The following is a 17,677-nucleotide window of genomic DNA, read 5'->3' as shown; positions in this document are numbered from 1 at the left end:
GGCCACTCCTTTTATTTAAACCGTTCTTGCTCTATACCAGTGACAACGATTATTTGGCCAAGTTTTTCTCTACCAAAATTAACTTGGCTTGAAATCTCTACTCTTCGACATCCAAATTTATTACTTTGGTTTGCAGCAGGATTCGGTAGACAGGTAAAAGTCCCTTGTTTAACAATTAAATTACCAGAACCATCATCAACCAAGGGCAACGGGGTTAATACTTGAGCCCCTCCTAAATAACTATTATTTGTATCAATTTTAGACATGGTTGCTAAGTATGCCTTTGACTTAGCTGCTAATGCTTCAGCTAATCCACCATCTGCAAGTGCCTTAGCTTCGATTCTTTCTGCGCCAGCACCAGCCATTCGTAATGATTGATTAGAATTTACTGCGAGAGCAACTCCAATGACAGTCATAATGATCAATACTATTAGTGAGAAAAATAATACTATGCCCTGCTGATATCGCCTCACAATATTTGCCCTCCATCCAATACAGCGTTTTCTAACATGACCGTTACTGACATTACTTTTCGGCGAAAATGGTCTTTCGGAGCCAATATAACTTTATCCCCTAAAATATATTTAGTGTCATTTATATAGCTACTGTCTTGCTGAGCGGAACGCACTAAAATATAAAGTTTTAACGCAACTAACTTCTGAGGAGGTTCTGATCCATTCTCCCACATAACGGTTGTGACACTAGATGCAGGTACAAAACTATCGGGGGTACTATCATTATTTGAATCAACCCCATATAGAATTCGCAGATTTTCTATGCCTTCCACTAACTGCTCATCATTATCCATACCGGTATCTGTTAATGTTTTCCGTCTCAAAACAGGAACCCCAGCACTATCATTGGCAATAAAATAGACATGTTGCTGATATTCCCATAACCTCGCACCAGCAATGGCTTTCGATGGAAGGCCATCATTAAAAAAAATAGCTTCGTTAGTTCCGTCGGTTAAAACAAAATACTGGTCACTATTAGCGACCAGCACACTAGGCCCTATTACCCTTTTTATTTGAATAACGTCTGTATTCCCTCGAACGTTTGAAGATGCGAGACAAGATAACGATTTACTGCCACCACTTTCATACCCCCATAAAAACCTGAAATTAGCAAGTTGAGCATTAGGCAATGTTTGATTGTTTAATCCCTCACCAATACAATCAACCCCACTAATTGGGTTATCAATTGTAATGGCTACACCAGTTAACGGTGTACCAGTCATATCCCCCATAAAACCTAACTGACTGATATCACGTTCCATAATAGCTAATGCGATACGCCCATTTTCCTGTAATTGGTTAAATTGACTGGTTGTAGTGACATTTGATGACGACATATTAAACATAGTGAATACGCCTGCAGTTAAAAATAGGCCAATCACCATAGCAACCATCAATTCGACAAGTGACATTCCTGACTGCGGTTTCTTCTTTGCAATAACCATAATTGTTATTTTCATTTATATAATCACCGTTTTAATGGAAAATATTCGGCGATTTTCCTTATTAGCACCACATTTAGGTGAAGTATCTACAATTTTCGAACTATCAATTGCTGTTTTGCGTATACCACGCCATGCAATAACCACTAAAACATCATTATCAGTGACTTGAATACATGCAGAGGGTGTATCGAGTCCGCCTACATTTTGAGTACCTACAATTTCATCTTCACCAGAAAAGGCTGAGCGCCACTCATATAAATCCCAAGCAACCAATTGAGTGGGGGTGCATAGCGTTCCTCCTTCACACGCAGGTGATACTGGAGTGATAGCGGTTTGGGAGCCTGTATAATCACCATTGTAACTAGCGAGCTGCGTTCGATTAAGCTTCATGCGGTTGATGATATCGTTGGCATAATATGAGGCCTGTGTCTGTTGAAATGACTCGAAGCTACTTCGCTTTGCGACTATGTGCAGATTAAAAATGCCTATTAAGCCAATAACTAAGATCACTAATGCGACAAGCACTTCTATTAATGAGAAGCCTCGTTGAAATTTTTTTTGTGTCAAACATTCGAATTTAGTCATATTTTTGACAAGCTTTTCAGCAATTTACCCTTTAAAAATCTTAATCTTACGATGAAAACACCATCAGGAGTTAATAATAGATGACTAAATTGTAAGTAGCCAGTAACAATAGCATATAAGCCTTGGTGCCATTATGCTTTGTATGCATTTGGGAAATTTTAGCTAATAAAAAAGAGGCCTTAAGCCTCTTTTTTATTAGCTACATTAAAGTGGATTAGCGCAATTCTGCTGGAACAGCAAAAACAGTGTCTTCTTTACGACCTTCAACTTCGGTCACAACACTCGGAGCCAACTTGGCTATCGCTTGTACCACTTGTTGTACTAGCACTTCAGGTGCCGACGCCCCCGCAGTAACAGCAACACGCGTCACATTATTAAACCAGCTTGATTCAACATCATCCGCAGTATCCACGAGATATGATTGAGTTCCCGTTTTTAATGCTAACTCACGCAGCCGATTAGAGTTAGAGCTGTTCTTAGAACCTACAACTATCAATAAATCCACATCGGCAGACAAATTGCGCACCGCATCTTGACGGTTTTGTGTCGCATAACAGATATCATCTTTACGTGGCCCTTCGATCGAGGGGAAACGTTTTTGCAGTGCCGCAATAATATCTAACGTATCATCTACCGATAAGGTTGTTTGGGTTACAAAGCAAAGATTATCGGGATTGCGAACGACTAGAGTATCGACATCTGCAGGGGATTCAATCAGATAAACACCGCCATTTGGGTTATCGTATTGGCCCATTGTCCCTTCAACTTCAGGGTGACCTTCATGGCCAATTAAAATGCATTCGATCCCTTTACGGCTAGCACGGGTCACTTGTAGATGTACTTTAGTGACTAAGGGACAAGTCGCATCGAAGACCCTTAAGCCACGCGCCTTGGCCTCTGCCCTCACAGCTTGAGAAACCCCATGGGCACTAAAGATCACGATATTGTTATCAGGAACTTGGTCTAATTCTTCGACAAAAACAGCACCCCGATCCTTAAGATTCTGCACCACATAACGGTTATGGACTACTTCATGGCGAACATAAATCGGGGGTGAAAATAGTTCAAGTGCGCGTTCGACTATACTAATCGCCCGATCCACTCCCGCACAAAAGCCTCGCGGATTGGCAAGCATAATATTCAAACTAGGGCTGGTAGGATCGAATTTCATTTTAAAGTACCTTTACAACATCCAGTTCAAATGTGATTTTGTGTCCAGCCAGAGGATGATTCAGATCGACTGTGATGGAATCGCCCGCTACATCACGGACAATACCAGGGATCTCACTGCCGCCTGGCCCTGCAAAACTGACAATCACACCCGCTTCTAACGTCATGTCCGCAGGGAAACGGCTTCTATCCATATAATGGATTGCATCTGGATTCGATTCGCCAAAGGCATCCACAGCGTCTAGGGTAAAACTGTGTTTATCCCCTTCGTTCAGTTTGACTAGTTGAGCCTCAAATGCAGGGCTCAAAGTACCATCGCCCACATTCAAACGCGCTGGTTTACCGGAGGCTTTAGTACTATCGGCCGTTGAGCCATCTTCTAGCACAATATTCATATGGCACAACAATGAACGTGTAACAGTCACTACTTCACCCCTTCGCTTGTATTTTGCTCGGATTTACCGCTTAAGAATGCATCCCAAATGATCAATACGGCACCGATAAAAATCGCTGAGTCGGCAATGTTAAAAGCCGGATAATGGCTTTTTCCCCAATAAAAATCGATAAAGTCCACCACAAAGCCGTGCACCAATCTATCGATCAAATTACCTAAAGCACCACCTATCACTAAGGTATAAGCTAAGTTCAGTTTCCATAATGAAGCCGATTGCTTACGCAACCAAAGGGTTAATAAAGTGCTAAAACCCACAGCAATAATGGTAAACAGCCAACGCTGCCAACCACCGGCTTCACTTAAAAAACTAAAAGCGGCACCATAGTTGCGGACATAGGTAAAATTAAAAAAGGGCAATAACTGCACAGATTCAAACAAATCAAAATTGGCTAAGACCCATTGCTTAGATAGCTGATCGGCCAAAAACACCAATACAGCTACCCAATACCAACGTAAGCCACTGTCCTTCCAAGTTAATGGCATACAGATCCTTTACGCAAACTGACGAACTTCGCCGTCACCTTCAATGTTTGTTACGCAGCGAGTACAGAGGGTTGGGTGGGCCTCAATGGTGCCAACTTCTTCCCTATGGTGCCAACAACGCTCACACTTTTGTGCAGCGCTAGCCGTCACTAATAACTTCAATGAAGCCAGCTCAGTTTCAACCGCATCGGTCGTTGCATCTGCAAGCGGCAACACTTTTGCTGCTGAGGTCAAAAGCACAAAGCGCAGCTCATCACCGATATGGGTTAATTGCTCGGTTAAAGCTGCATCGGCAAACAGCGTCACTTCAGCCTCTAGCGAACCACCGATACGTTTGTCACGGCGAGCTTGCTCAATGACCTTGTTGACTTCGTTACGAACGGTCAGCAGATTTTCCCAGTACACATCACTCAGATCAGTATCTAAAGTGATAGATTGCAGACCTTGGTACCATTCTTGAGTAAAGACATAGGCATCGCGTTCACCTGGCAATAATTGCCATACTTCATCGGCGGTAAAGCTTAGAATTGGCGCAATCCAGCGCACCATAGCTTCAGCAATATGGAATAACGCAGATTGGCAGCTACGGCGCGCATGGCCTTCTTGCTTAGCCGTATACTGACGATCTTTAATGATATCTAAGTAGAAACTACCCAGTTCAACCGAACAGAACTGCATTAATTTCTGTGTCACGCTATGGAAGTTATATTGCTCAAAAGCCTCAATAATTTCCTGCTGTAGTGCGGTCGCACGGCGAACTACCCAGCGATCGAGTGCCACCATATCTTCCACTGCGACTAAATCCTTCGCAGGATCAAAACCGTTTAAGTTGGCCAATAGGAAACGAGCAGTGTTACGAATACGGCGGTAGGCATCGGCGCTGCGATTTAAGATTTCATCGGAAACCGTCATTTCACCACTATAATCCGTCGCCGCAACCCACAAGCGCAGAATATCGGCGCCTAATTTATTCGTTACCGTTTGCGGTGCAATCACGTTACCAATAGATTTTGACATCTTACGGCCTTTGCCATCGACGGTAAAACCGTGAGTAAGCACTTGCTTGTATGGCGCTTTGCCATTCATTGCCGTTGAAATCATCAAAGATGACATAAACCAACCGCGGTGTTGGTCGCTACCTTCAAGATATAAATCAACGCCATGCCCGTGGAATTCAGGGCGAGCGGCAATAACAGAGGCAAAGGTAGAACCTGAATCGTACCAAACGTCCAAAGTATCAGTCACTTTACGGTATTGCTCCGCTTCGTCACCGAGCAACTCGGCAGCATCGAGATCCCACCAGGCTTGAATGCCTTGCTGTTCAATACGATTTGCTACCCGCGCCATTAATGACACGCTATCAGGATGCAGCTCTTCGGTTTCACGATTCACAAACAAGGTAATTGGCACACCCCAAGTACGTTGACGCGAGATACACCAATCCGGACGATTCTCAACCATCTTCTCGATACGACTTTGGCCCCAATCAGGGATCCACTGGGTCTGTTCAATTTCTTTCAATGCTTGCGCTCGCAACCCGTGGTTATCCATAGAAATAAACCACTGCGGCGTTGCGCGGAAAATAATCGGTGTCTTATGGCGCCAGCAATGTGGATAGCTGTGGCGATAGGCGACATGGTGTAACAATGCACCTTTCTCTTTCAGCAGCGCGACGACATTATCGTTGGCTTTAAAGACATGTTGGCCGGCAAAAAATTCTGTATCTGGCTTATAAACACCGTTATCGCCAACGGGGTTTGCCACTTCTAAACCGTATTTTTGACCGACAACAAAGTCGTCTTGACCGTGGCCAGGGGCGGTGTGAACCACACCGGTACCTGCATCGGTTGTGACGTGATCACCTAAAATCGCCGGCACATCAAAGGCTAAGAATGGATGCTTAAAGCGAACCAGCTCAAGTGCTGCGCCTTTGACTTTGGCTAACACGCTGTGGCTCTCGGCGCTATAACGAGTCATACAAGCTTCAACTAACACATCGGCTAAGATCAATGCTTGCGTCACACCCTCTTTAACAAATTCAACCAAGCTGTAATCAAGCTCTGGGCTGATAGATAAAGCACGGTTTGCAGGCAGAGTCCATGGCGTAGTCGTCCAAATCACCATAGCGACTGGATGTGAGTAATCGCTTACGCCGAACTTAGCGGCAACAGCCTTACTATCTACGGCGATAAAAGCCACATCGATAGCGGGTGATGTCTTGTCTTCGTATTCAACTTCGGCTTCGGCAAGTGCTGAACCACAGTCAGTACACCAGTGAACAGGCTTCACCCCTTTATGCAAGTGACCGTTTTCAATCACTTTTGACAAAGAGCGCACGATATTGGCTTCGGTTGAAAAATCCATAGTGAGATACGGATTGTACCAGTCACCGAGCACACCTAGGCGAACGAAGTCTTCACGCTGACCATTCACTTGCTCAGCCGCGTATTTACGGCATTCTTCGCGAAATTCTGCCGCAGAGATTTTTTGGCCAGGCTTACCGACTTTTTGTTCAACTTTGAGTTCAATAGGCAGGCCATGACAATCCCAACCAGGGACATAAGGCGCATCAAAACCGGATAGGGTTTTTGACTTAACAATGATGTCCTTAAGGATTTTATTTACTGAGTGACCAATATGAATGCTGCCATTCGCATAGGGTGGACCATCATGCAAAATGAAGGGAGTGCGGCCAATGCGGCTATCGCGGATCTGTTGGTACAGACCGTCTTTTGTCCAGCGCTCTAACATCTCTGGCTCGCGATTTGCCAAATTACCACGCATCGGAAACTCTGTTTCCGGCAAATTCAAAGTAAATTTATAGTCGCTCATTGATCCTATACCGTTAATTAAACTGATAAATTTCAGCCTGCATCATTACCAAATAAAGCCCTGGCCTCATTTGCATCATTCAAAATTTGTTGTTTTAGCGCATCCAATGAATCGAAGGGTTGTTCATCCCTCAACTTTGCCACTAATTCAACCTCAACATGTTTGCCGTAAATGTCATCATCAAAATCAAATAGATGGACTTCGAGCTGACACACTTGGCCGTTTACGGTTGGGCGAAAGCCAATATTGGCAACCCCTTCATAAATGTCACTATCATCCCAATATAACTTAACCGCGAATACCCCACGCACGGGCACAACATTACGTTTAAGTGCAATATTGGCAGTAGGAAAACCTATGGTTCTACCAATTTTTTGCCCATGGGCAACCCGCCCACTCAGGGTGAATGGATGACCTAACAGACGCCGAGCCTGTTCAAGGTTTCCCTTCGCCAATTGCTCACGCACCGCCGTGGAACTCACTCTTTGTGAGCCAAGCATAAAACTTTGGGTACTGACTACAGTAAAACCATAGCGAGCCCCCGCTTGCATCAGCATTTCAAAATTGCCTTTACGCCCTTTGCCAAAGCAAAAATCATCGCCAATAACGAGGTATTTCACCCCTAGCTTACGAACCAACAGTTCTTCAATAAAATGCTCGGCGGGTTGATCGGCAAAAGCGCGATTAAAGTTAACACATACTAACCGCTCGACACCCAACTCATCGAGCAAAATGACCTTATCTCGCAATAAGCTCAAACGGGCGGGAGCATTCTCACCACTGAACAATTCCTGCGGCTGAGGTTCAAACGTCATCAAAGTAGATGGAAGCGATAACTGCTTGGCCTTCTGCACTAAGTTTGTAATCACTTGTGCATGACCGCGATGAACGCCATCAAAATTACCTATAGTCAAAACACACCCGTGGTGGGATGACAAAATGTTATGTATACCGCGGATTAATTCCATAACGTTAGACAACTGCCAAGCGCAAATCGGCTGATTATATAACAGCTCGCGATGAGAATCAGCAATCAAACTCCCCGTTTAATAGACCAAGGACGAATTCCAAGCAAAAGTAGCCCAAGTAGATAGGTTATCGCCCCCATAGAAATCAAACTTATCAATGCTTTGGTGCGATCGATCAGATGCCACTCTAACCATTGTGATTGCGAAGGTAAAAAGTAGTGTAAGACTACCACCATAAGGGCCGTCGAGACCACGGCTTTAACAAAAAACACTATAGTTGGCTGTGAAATTCGATAAACGCCCGCTAAATGTAATCCCCGGTACAATAATATGGCGTTAAGTAAAGCCGACATCGAGGTCGCAATCGCCAGTCCAACATAGCCAAAAGGTATTGCAAACAACAAGTTGAATCCCATGTTAGTGATCATGGCAATAATGCCATAACGAACGGGTGTCTTAGTATCTTGGCGAGAGTAATACCCAGGAGCCAGAACCTTGATCAGCATAAAGCTGAGCAAACCACTGCCATAAGCCATCAAACTATAGGATGCCATTTCAACATCATTAATTGAAAAAGCACCGCGCATAAACAGGACCATTAACATAGGTTTAGCTAATACAATTAACCCCATCATCGCAGGCAATCCAAGCAAGAGAATGGCTTTTATTCCCCAATCCATAGTCAACCCAAAACCTGCCCCTTCGTCATTGACATGGTTCCGTGATAATGCGGGTAAAATTACGGTTCCAATGGCGATGCCGAACAAGCCTAAGGGGAACTCCAACAAACGATCAGAGTAGTACAGCCAACTAATGGAGCCTGTCATCAAAAAACTGGCAATAAAAGTATCAAATAACAGGTTTATTTGTGAAACCGAGACCCCAAATAATGCCGGTATCATCAAGGTTCTAATCTTTACCACGCCGGGGTGATGCCAGCCCCAAGAAGGCTTAACAAGGGCCTTTTCCCGTAAAAGAAATGGAATTTGGAATAGGAATTGGATTAAACCACCACAAAACACCCCCCACGCCAAGGTTATCTCTGGCTGGCTCGATGTCGGAGCATAAAAAATGGCGGCGGCAATGATTGCCACATTGAGAAAGACGGGGGTAAACGCAGATACCGCAAAACGTCCACGAGTGTTTAAAATCGAGCCCGCCAACGCCGTAAAAGTAATAAACCACAGGTAAGGAAAGGTAATTTTAAGCACAACGGTGGCAAGTTCAAATTTAGCGCCGTCGGGCTCATTGTTCAGCCAAGCAACGAACCAGCCGCCACCAAAAAGCGCAGATAAAACGGGCGATGCTATCACACCAACTAGAGTCACTATAGTGACGAGCAAACCAAGCGTCCCCGCCACCTTGCTCAGTAACTCACGGGTTTCATCCGAAGAGTGCTTTTCTTGATATTCAGTTAAAACGGGAACGAAAGCTTGCGCAAATGCTCCTTCGGCAAACAATCGGCGCAAAAAATTGGGAATTTTATTGGCGAAGAAAAAAACATCGGCGCTTGTCCCGGCTCCCATTAAATTGGCAACTACAACGTCTCGGACTAAACCTAAAACACGGGATATCAATGTCATAGCACTAACGATCATGCCAGATTTTAATAATTTTTTACTCAATCGTCCCCCAGACCCGTATCGAATTGATTAGGTGATACATCTCAAAAAATCGACTCAGGCTCTGTCACACTGCGGCAATAGCTGTTAGAATTGCGCCACATATTACACGAGTTGGGTTGAAGATAGCCAAGGCAGGTTGGATTAATTTATCTTTATGATGAATATTCAATCATAGTCATTGACAAAGTGACTAAATGCAGGCATATTCCTCGGCCTTTAAAAGTATCAAATCCAGTTTTTAGGAGTTGCACCTTGGCTAATAGCAAGTCTGCAAAGAAGCGCGCGCTTCAATCTGAAAAGCGTCGTCAGCATAACGCCAGCCGTCGCTCAATGTTACGTACATACGTTAAAAAAGTAATCGCTGCAATTAAAGCAGGCGATCACAAAACAGCAACAGAAGCTTTTGCTGCTGCACAACCAATCGTTGACCGTATGGCGACTAAAGGCCTTATTCACAAGAATAAAGCTGCTCGTCATAAGGCTCGCTTGAACGCTAAGATCAAAGCAATCGCTGCTTAATATCTGTAGCAAATAGAAAAAACCGGCAATTGCCGGTTTTTTTATATCTGAAAAACACCATTAATGACAATAAATGTTGTTCAGTAGATGGATCATCTCCCGTACCTCATCACTTTTCAGCGAATAAAATACCGTTTGCGCTTCTTTGCGTGTGGTGACTAAATTATCTTTGCGTAACCAAGCAAGATGTTGTGATAGTGCCGATTGACTCAAGCCTAATTTTTTATTCATTTCGCCAACGCACATCTCGCCTTCATTCAATAAATAACAAAGAATAAATAGACGTCGCTCATTCGCAAGTGCCTTTAATAGCACTACGGCATGATCGGCTCGCTCCTGCATCAATTCAATATTCATTACGCACTTTTTCTCCTAAAACTAACCCCTGCGCTAATATAGCGTTGCCTTACAGATATAGTCGGGACATAAAGCACATTTTTTGCTAGATTGTTTTCAAAAATGGGACATGCTTAATAAAAATAAAGGAAACCTATGAAATCCTATCAGACAGCACTAATAACAGGCCTTTTAATTAGCGGTTTAAGTGCTTGCCAAAATCACATTGACAGGGCGCCCCAGACAGATGAAGTCTCTCAATTAAAACAAACTGCATTATCCTCTTCGCTTGGATACGAGATAGTTGAATCCTTAACCGTTGAAGTTGGTCCAAGATTGGCCGGCAGTCCAAAGGATACTATTGCGGTAAACTGGGCTATGGATAAATTAACGAGTCTTGGATTTGACCGCGTTTATAAAGAGCCAGTACAAGTGCCAATATGGGAACGTGGTGAAGCCAAAGCAAAAATTATCTCGCCAACGGAACAACCACTCGTCATTACCGCATTAGGAGGAAGTGTTGCAACCCCCATTGAAGGCATTCAAGCCCAGATCGCCCGCTTTGATAGTCTAGAAGCACTTCAACAGGCAAATCCCGATGAAGTAAGAGGTAAGATTGCCTTTATTGATCAAAAGACCGAACGGCATATTACGGGTGAAGGTTATGGTAAAAGTGTCGGAGGACGCGCTAAGGGAGCTGTTGCAGCGGCACAAAAAGGCGCTGTTGCTATCGTTATTCGCTCCATAGGCACTGATCATGATCGTATGGCTCATACTGGCATGATGCGCTATCAAGATGGGGTGCCTAAAATCCCAGCAGCGGCCATGTCAAACCCAGATGCAGATTTAATCGACGCCATATTAAAACGTAATCCCAATGCCGTACTCGAGTTGCATATGTCACCAAAAGACCTAGGATTTAACACTTCCTATAATGTGATTGCCGAGGTCACAGGCAGCAGTAAGCCCAGTGAAATAGTCCTTATTGGTGCTCATTTAGATTCATGGGATGAGGGAACGGGCGCTATTGATGATGGTGCTGGTGTCGCGATTATCACGGCCGCAGCCAAGCACATTCAAGACCTTAAAGTTAAACCCGCCCGTACAGTTCGGGTCGTGTTATATGCCGCTGAAGAAATGGGACTGATCGGAGGTAAAGCTTATGCCGAGGCCCATAAAACCGAGTTAACTCAACACTATATTGCCGCGGAATCAGACTTCGGCGCAGGGCGGATTTATCAAATCGATACTAAAGTGAATGACAGTGTCTTTGCTGAAGTCCAAACCGCCCTTAGCCCTATGGCAGCTAACGGTGTCGCACTGGGTAATAACCAAGCATCTGGAGGACCCGATGTATCAATGCTGCCAGCATTAGGTGTACCAGTTGCATCATTGAGGCAGGATGGTCATGATTATTTTGATTATCACCATACCCCAAATGATACCTTAGACAAAATCGATCCGGCTGCACTGGCACAAAATGTCGCAGCCTATGCCCAATTTGCTTATATCATGGCAAATTCAAATATAGTGTTAACACCTCTCGTTGTTGAGAGTAATAAATAATCTACTATAATTCTTTACTATAATAAAGAGCAGCCTTAACTGCTCTTTATTATTCACAGTCTACTTTTATAGCTGTGCTTCCCTTAAAAAAGTTGGTTCGTTTGGTTTACTCAATTCTTCACTATAGTAATAACCCGCAACATCGAATCCTTTTAACCCTTCAATTGAATTAATTTGCTGTTTAATAATATAACGGGCCATCATTCCCCGTGCTCGTTTAGCAAAAAAACTAATCACTTTATATTGGCCATTCTTCAAATCTTTAAAGACTGGTGTAATAAGTTCACCTTGTAACTGCTTCACTTTAATGGCTTTAAAATACTCATTCGAGGCGAGATTAACAATGATGTCATCACCTTGGTCTACTATGGCTTGATTAACCGCCTGGGTTAAAATATTGCCCCAAAATTCATAAAGATTCTTTCCCTTTGGATTGGTTAATGAGGTTCCCATTTCTAAACGATAGGGCAATATCAAATCGAGGGGGCGCAGTAAACCATATAATCCTGACAGAATACGCAATTGAGATTGCGCTCTTTCCAACTCTGGCGTCGATAATGTATCGGCATCAAAACCGGTATATACATCACCTCTAAAAGCAAAAATAGCTTGTTTCGCATTTTCAAGGGTGAAATGCGGCTGCCAGTCCCCAAAGCGAGCGGCATTTAAGCCTGCAATATTGTCACTAACCTTCATCAATGTGGCTATGTCACTTGGCGTTAACTGTCTGCAGATCTGGATCAACTCCTGACTATGGGATAAAAAATCGGGATGAGTATGAATCTGTGTCAGCGGGGGTTGCTCAAAATCTAAGGTTTTCGCCGGTGAAACCAATATCAACATTAAAAACTCCAACAGAAAGAAATACACGCCTATGATACGCAAGAGAGATAAAAAAACCACGCGTTGACTGCGTGGTTTTTCCGATTGTGGCCATCAGCCAAATAACTCTCGGGGACGGCTAGCGACTCTCAACAGGCTCAGTAGCACTTGCATCCTGCCAAATATCATTATCTAGCTGATCCATCAATTCAGGAAACTTACTGCGATCAAACTCTGGAGTCTGACCCGCCTTAAGCTGCTCACGATAATCATTAATCACTCGAATAGCTAAACCCGACAATAGCAATAACGCCACAATATTCACCGTAGCCATCAGTCCCATAGACACATCCGCTAAGCTCCATACTAGGCTAATCTTAGCGACAGCGCCAAACATCACCATAGCCAGAACACATAGTCGAAATAAAGGCAGTGCTTTTGTGCTGTTACCCGTTAAAAACATCACATTGGTTTCGGCGTAGGAATAGTTGGCAATGATCGAGGTGAAACAGAAGAGGAAAATAGCAACCGCAATAAAGGCCCCGCCCCAATCACCGACATGATTGGACATGGCATTAATCGTTAAACGAATACCATCCTCACTGGAGCCTATATCACCGGAAAGTAAGATGATGGCGGCAGTTGCAGTACAGATAACAATAGTATCGACAAACACTCCCATCATCTGCACAAACCCTTGGGATGCTGGATGATTGGGGTTTGGTGAAGCACTCGCAGCCACATTGGCAGCACTCCCCATCCCCGCCTCGTTAGAGAATAAGCCGCGTGCTATGCCTGCTTGCATAGCTTGCGCTACTGTATAGGCAACACCACCAGCGGCGGCTTCTTGCCAACCAAAAGCACTTTTTACGATAAGACTGATGATTGCAGGTAACTGTTCTAAGTTGAAAACAACAATGATAAAAGCGACTAAAATATAGGCTAGTGCCATGATTGGCACAATAAACTCGGAAACTCGAGCCACTTTACGTAGCCCACCCATAATCACAAAGCCACTGGCTAACACTAAACCAATGCCCACATAGGTTGGATCAAAGCCAAATACCCGCTCCATTGCACCTGTGATGGTATTGGCTTGAACAGCATTGAAAACGAGTCCGAAGGCGATAATCAGGAAAAAGGCAAATAACACCCCCATCCATCTTTGACCTAGCCCCTTTTCCATATAGTAAGAAGGGCCGCCGCGAAATTGACCATCATTATCACGTACTTTATAAACTTGGGCTAGGGTGGATTCAACCATAGCAGTGGCCATCCCCAGCACGGCAATCAACCACATCCAAAATACGGCTCCAGGTCCCGCAGCCCCAATAGCAACCGCAACACCCGCCATATTTCCCGCCCCGACACGGGCTGCCATGCTAGTACAAAATACTTGAAATGAAGATAACCCACTATCGCAGCCTTGACGGCTCATGCCCATGACTTTCAGAGAGTGTTTGAAGTGAGTAAGCTGAATAAACATCAGTCTAAGGGTGAAATAGAGACCTGCTCCAACCAGTCCATAAACTAACAACTTACCCCAAAGCAGTGCGTTCAAAAAATTAACAATGGTTTCTAACATTATTTTACGTCTTCCCGTAGCAAATACTCCCCTCTTCTACGCAGTAAAAGCGAGAGGCACAATATTTGTGGTGAATGAATCCTTCCAGATTAAAGATAAGAATATCAGTAGATTTATTTCTTCAAATTATCCTTCCGTGAATTTACAACAACACGGCTACCGAATTCAACGCGGCAAAATAGCACAGTATTCGAAATTACTCATGTGATCAAGCTTGTGTTTGCACACTAAAATGTCGCCGTCATCACAGCTAATAACTTTTCCAAGTCTTTGTTAAAGCTAAATTAACAAATAATCTACCTCGAGCGACTATACTTAACAGCTAACACAACTTTTAAAATTTGGATGTAGGGCACATTTTTGTAATAAAATTACAAATATAGTAGCTACATCGAAAACCCACATACTTTCGTCAGCTCTAGTGAGGCTTAATATGACGCACATACATGAAATTAATGCTCTAAAAAAATACGTTAGAGCAACCAACTTCCTCGCAACATCACAAATTTACCTTAAACAAAACGTCTTACATAAACGTCCACTAGCACATTCAGACATTAAACCACGTTTACTCGGCCACTGGGGTACATGCCCAGGGATCAACTTTGTCTATGCCAACATTAACAGACTCATAGTCAAACATAATCGTCCATTCATCTATTTAGTCGGCCCAGGTCACGGTTTTCCCGCTGTACAGGCAAACTTATTTCTCGAAGGCTCATTAAGCCATTTTTACCCCGAGACTATCCCCTATAATGAAACGGGGATTGAAGATATCTGTAAAAAGTTTTCCGCCGCCTATGGTTATCCTTCACACGCGAACCCAGAGGCGCCCGGTCAAATCCTCGAAGGCGGAGAACTCGGCTATTCACTCGCTGTTGGTTGGGGCGCAGTTCTAGACAACCCAGACCTGATTGCAACAGTACTCATTGGCGACGGTGAGTCTGAAACAGGCCCATTGGCGGCATCCTGGTATGCAAACCGTTTAGTGTCACCAGCGACAAATGGTGCCGTTTTACCCATAGTCCATATTAATGGTTATAAAATCTCTGGCCCTACACGCATGGGACGCATGAGCCATGAAGAATTGGATCTAGAATTCCGTGGTCTTGGCTATTTCCCGATTATTGTTGACAGCGAGCAAGAAGAAGATGTCTACCTGCAAATGCTTAATGCAATGGATACCGCCTATGGCATGATCAATGAGATCCAACATCGTGCTCGTAGTGGTGAAGATGTTGTAAAACCACGTTGGCCAGTCATTTTGATGCGTACAGCAAAAGGCTGGACGGGGGTTAGCGAATATAATGGTAAAAAATTAGAAGGCAACTGCGAATCACACCAAGTGATCGTCAATAAATGCGCTACCGATAAAGGTCATCTTGAAGCTCTGGATACTTGGCTTGCCAACTATCATTTCCAAGATCTGTACCATATGAATGACAAAGGTGAGCTGATTTTTGATGCTGATATTTGTTCTTTAATTCCACCTAAACACTTAGCCTGTGGTCGCCAACATCTAACCTATGGGGGTGAAGTCGTAAGGGCCTTATCTAACCCTGATCTAGAGAAGCTTAGTTACGGTCCAGAGGTTCCACGTGGTCATCGTGGCTACTCAATGCTGAAAATGGGCGAATGGATGCGTGACGCATTCAAACTCAACCGTGACCAGCATAACCTACGCATTTTCAGTCCCGATGAAACCTATTCGAACCAATTACAAGCAGTATTTGAAGAAACCGATCGAGCTTGGCAGTGGCCAATCGAAAGTTGGGATGATGACATGTCACGCGATGGTCGCGTACTCGAATTGCTGTCTGAAAACCTACTCTTTGGCATGTTACATGGCTATACAGTCACAGGCCGTCACGGGATGTTCCCAACCTACGAATCATTCTCGCAGGTCGTCTCATCTATGGCGGATCAATACTGCAAATACGTTTATGCCAGCCAAGGAGTGCATTTCCGCAAACCACTTCCTGCCTGTAACATTGTGCTCTCTTCATTGCTAGAGCGCCAAGACCACAATGGTTATTCGCATCAAAACCCCTCATTCCTTGGGGCAATGTTAGAAAAACATCCCAAAATTATCTCGGCTTATTTGCCCGCTGACGCCAACAGCACTCTCGTTTACACAGAGCGCGCATTTGCAGATCGTGACAAACTCAACATTCTTGTGGCAGGTAAAAAAGAACTGCCACAATGGCTCAGTTTAGAAGAAGCTCGCAAACAAGCTAAAGATGGCGTGATGGTATGGGATTTCGCCTCAGATGAGAATCCAGATATTGTACTGGCAGGTTGTGGTGATTATGTCACCCAAGAATGTATGGCATCTTTAGTATTAATTCGAGAGTTACTTCCAAGAGTTAGAATTCGCTTTGTTAGCGTAACCGAATTAAGCTGTGATGGCTTAGGTAGTCGCAAGTTTAAAGAAAAATCTTGGCTAATGGATGAAATATTTACTCAAGATAAAGGCGTTGTCTTTAACTATCACGGTTACCCAAATACAATCAAAAAGTTAATTTTTGATTACAAAGGAAGTCGTCGTTTTAGAATTAAAGGTTATGAGGAAGAAGGCTCAACAACGACACCGTTCGACATGGGCGTTCGTAATGGTACTTCTCGCTATCACTTAGTGATTGATATGGCATACAAGCTGTTCCAACAGGGCGTTATTGATGAAACCAAACATGTTTCAATTACGACTGATATGCTTCAAAGACTCGTTGATCATCGCAATTATATTAAGGCTAATGGTGTCGATCCTGTAGAGATTGAAAACTGGATTTGGACACGCTAGCAATAAATTTATTTAACAAAATACAAACACAAAAGGCATTCTAAGGAATGCCTTTTTAACACTCAGCGCAACTAACAGAATGAGTGACCATAAAAAACTTAAGATTAACCACTGGAAAAATTTAACAAATGCAGTGATAATTAACCGCTGGCTACAATACCAAAGGATCCCCACACTAAGTGCTAGCAATGTTTTGCATAAAACCCGCAAAGCATATTGGTGGAGAATCATAAACAATGGACTTAGAGAAAATGATGAAGAACACATTAAAAGTAGTTTTACTTACGTCAATGCTTCCACTTGCTGCCAGCGCATCTCAGGAGCTAACACCTTGGTATGTTGGTGCAGGTCTAGGCGTTAATAACTATGAACACATTGCAACTCAAAATGGCGATGACAATGAGGCTGTTCATAATTCTGTGTCAGGTTAATTTCACAGATCGATATGGTTTTCTAAGCGTCCCTCAAAATGG

The 17,677-nt window shown here is 43.7% G+C and carries 15 protein-coding genes and 1 pseudogene; 4 read left to right on the top strand and 12 right to left on the bottom strand.

Features of this window, described 5'->3' with window-relative positions; translation table 11 throughout:
- Nucleotides 1-11: 11 nt before the first annotated feature.
- From COW15_RS10020 to murJ, 9 genes are all read right to left on the bottom strand, one after another.
- Entirely contained in the window at nt 12-473 is a 462-nt protein-coding gene (locus tag COW15_RS10020; protein ID WP_293632448.1) for a pilus assembly PilX N-terminal domain-containing protein, read from the bottom strand.
- Complete coding sequence (locus COW15_RS10015) at nt 470-1,474, bottom strand: PilW family protein (protein ID WP_293632447.1); 1,005 nt, start codon at nt 1,472-1,474, stop codon at nt 470-472. Before COW15_RS10015 ends, COW15_RS10020 begins: the two co-directional genes overlap by 4 nt.
- Nucleotides 1,475-2,044 carry a type IV pilus modification protein PilV gene (gene pilV / locus COW15_RS10010; RefSeq protein ID WP_293632446.1) on the bottom strand — a complete coding sequence of 190 codons (570 nt, stop codon included), beginning with the start codon at nt 2,042-2,044 and terminating at the stop codon, nt 1,475-1,477.
- A gap of 214 nt (nt 2,045-2,258) precedes the next feature.
- Complete coding sequence (gene ispH / locus COW15_RS10005; protein WP_253988759.1) at nt 2,259-3,188, bottom strand: 4-hydroxy-3-methylbut-2-enyl diphosphate reductase; 930 nt, start codon at nt 3,186-3,188, stop codon at nt 2,259-2,261.
- A 28-nt stretch (nt 3,189-3,216) separates the two neighbouring features.
- Nucleotides 3,217-3,639, bottom strand: a complete 423-nt coding sequence (gene fkpB / locus COW15_RS10000) for an FKBP-type peptidyl-prolyl cis-trans isomerase (protein ID WP_293632445.1) — start codon at nt 3,637-3,639, stop codon at nt 3,217-3,219.
- On the bottom strand, nt 3,639-4,151 hold the full coding sequence (lspA, locus tag COW15_RS09995; protein ID WP_293632444.1) for a signal peptidase II: 513 nt from the start codon (nt 4,149-4,151) through the stop codon (nt 3,639-3,641). Before lspA ends, fkpB begins: the two co-directional genes overlap by 1 nt.
- A gap of 9 nt (nt 4,152-4,160) precedes the next feature.
- Entirely contained in the window at nt 4,161-6,983 is a 2,823-nt protein-coding gene (gene ileS / locus COW15_RS09990) for an isoleucine--tRNA ligase (RefSeq protein ID WP_293632443.1), read from the bottom strand.
- Between the two features lie 32 nt (nt 6,984-7,015).
- Nucleotides 7,016-7,951, bottom strand: a complete 936-nt coding sequence (gene ribF, locus COW15_RS09985; protein ID WP_293632442.1) for a bifunctional riboflavin kinase/FAD synthetase — start codon at nt 7,949-7,951, stop codon at nt 7,016-7,018.
- A 65-nt stretch (nt 7,952-8,016) separates the two neighbouring features.
- The gene (murJ, locus tag COW15_RS09980; RefSeq protein ID WP_293632441.1) at nt 8,017-9,576 is read right to left on the bottom strand and encodes a murein biosynthesis integral membrane protein MurJ; all 1,560 of its coding nucleotides are present in this window, start codon (nt 9,574-9,576) and stop codon (nt 8,017-8,019) included.
- Between the two features lie 252 nt (nt 9,577-9,828).
- Here murJ and rpsT point away from each other — a divergent pair, with 252 nt between their 5' ends.
- Nucleotides 9,829-10,095, top strand: a complete 267-nt coding sequence (rpsT, locus tag COW15_RS09975) for a 30S ribosomal protein S20 (protein ID WP_007650172.1) — start codon at nt 9,829-9,831, stop codon at nt 10,093-10,095.
- 60 nt (nt 10,096-10,155) lie between these two features.
- Here the strand turns inward: rpsT and COW15_RS09970 are convergent, their stop codons facing one another.
- Nucleotides 10,156-10,452, bottom strand: a complete 297-nt coding sequence (locus COW15_RS09970; protein WP_006084975.1) for a metalloregulator ArsR/SmtB family transcription factor — start codon at nt 10,450-10,452, stop codon at nt 10,156-10,158.
- A 135-nt stretch (nt 10,453-10,587) separates the two neighbouring features.
- Here COW15_RS09970 and COW15_RS09965 point away from each other — a divergent pair, with 135 nt between their 5' ends.
- Complete coding sequence (locus COW15_RS09965) at nt 10,588-11,997, top strand: M28 family metallopeptidase (RefSeq protein ID WP_293632433.1); 1,410 nt, start codon at nt 10,588-10,590, stop codon at nt 11,995-11,997.
- A gap of 66 nt (nt 11,998-12,063) precedes the next feature.
- Here the strand turns inward: COW15_RS09965 and yaaA are convergent, their stop codons facing one another.
- The gene (yaaA, locus tag COW15_RS09960) at nt 12,064-12,840 is read right to left on the bottom strand and encodes a peroxide stress protein YaaA (protein WP_293632432.1); all 777 of its coding nucleotides are present in this window, start codon (nt 12,838-12,840) and stop codon (nt 12,064-12,066) included.
- Nucleotides 12,841-12,958: 118 nt separating this feature from the next.
- Nucleotides 12,959-14,404, bottom strand: coding sequence for an alanine/glycine:cation symporter family protein (locus COW15_RS09955; protein WP_293632430.1), 1,446 nt, complete (start codon nt 14,402-14,404; stop codon nt 12,959-12,961).
- A 433-nt stretch (nt 14,405-14,837) separates the two neighbouring features.
- Here COW15_RS09955 and COW15_RS09950 point away from each other — a divergent pair, with 433 nt between their 5' ends.
- Both COW15_RS09950 and COW15_RS09945 read left to right on the top strand, forming a co-directional pair.
- Nucleotides 14,838-17,204 (top strand): phosphoketolase family protein, encoded by a 2,367-nt coding sequence (locus COW15_RS09950; protein ID WP_293632428.1) that lies wholly within the window; start codon nt 14,838-14,840, stop codon nt 17,202-17,204.
- Between the two features lie 236 nt (nt 17,205-17,440).
- Nucleotides 17,441-17,605, top strand: a pseudogene (locus tag COW15_RS09945) (OmpA family protein); the annotation flags it as partial.
- Nucleotides 17,606-17,677 lie beyond the last annotated feature (72 nt).

The organism is Shewanella sp. CG12_big_fil_rev_8_21_14_0_65_47_15 (assembly GCF_002783505.1).
In the GTDB taxonomy this organism is placed as follows: Bacteria; Pseudomonadota; Gammaproteobacteria; order Enterobacterales; family Shewanellaceae; genus Shewanella.
The sequence above is the reverse complement of the archived record's forward strand: the minus strand, read 5'-3'. Positions and strand labels throughout refer to the sequence as shown.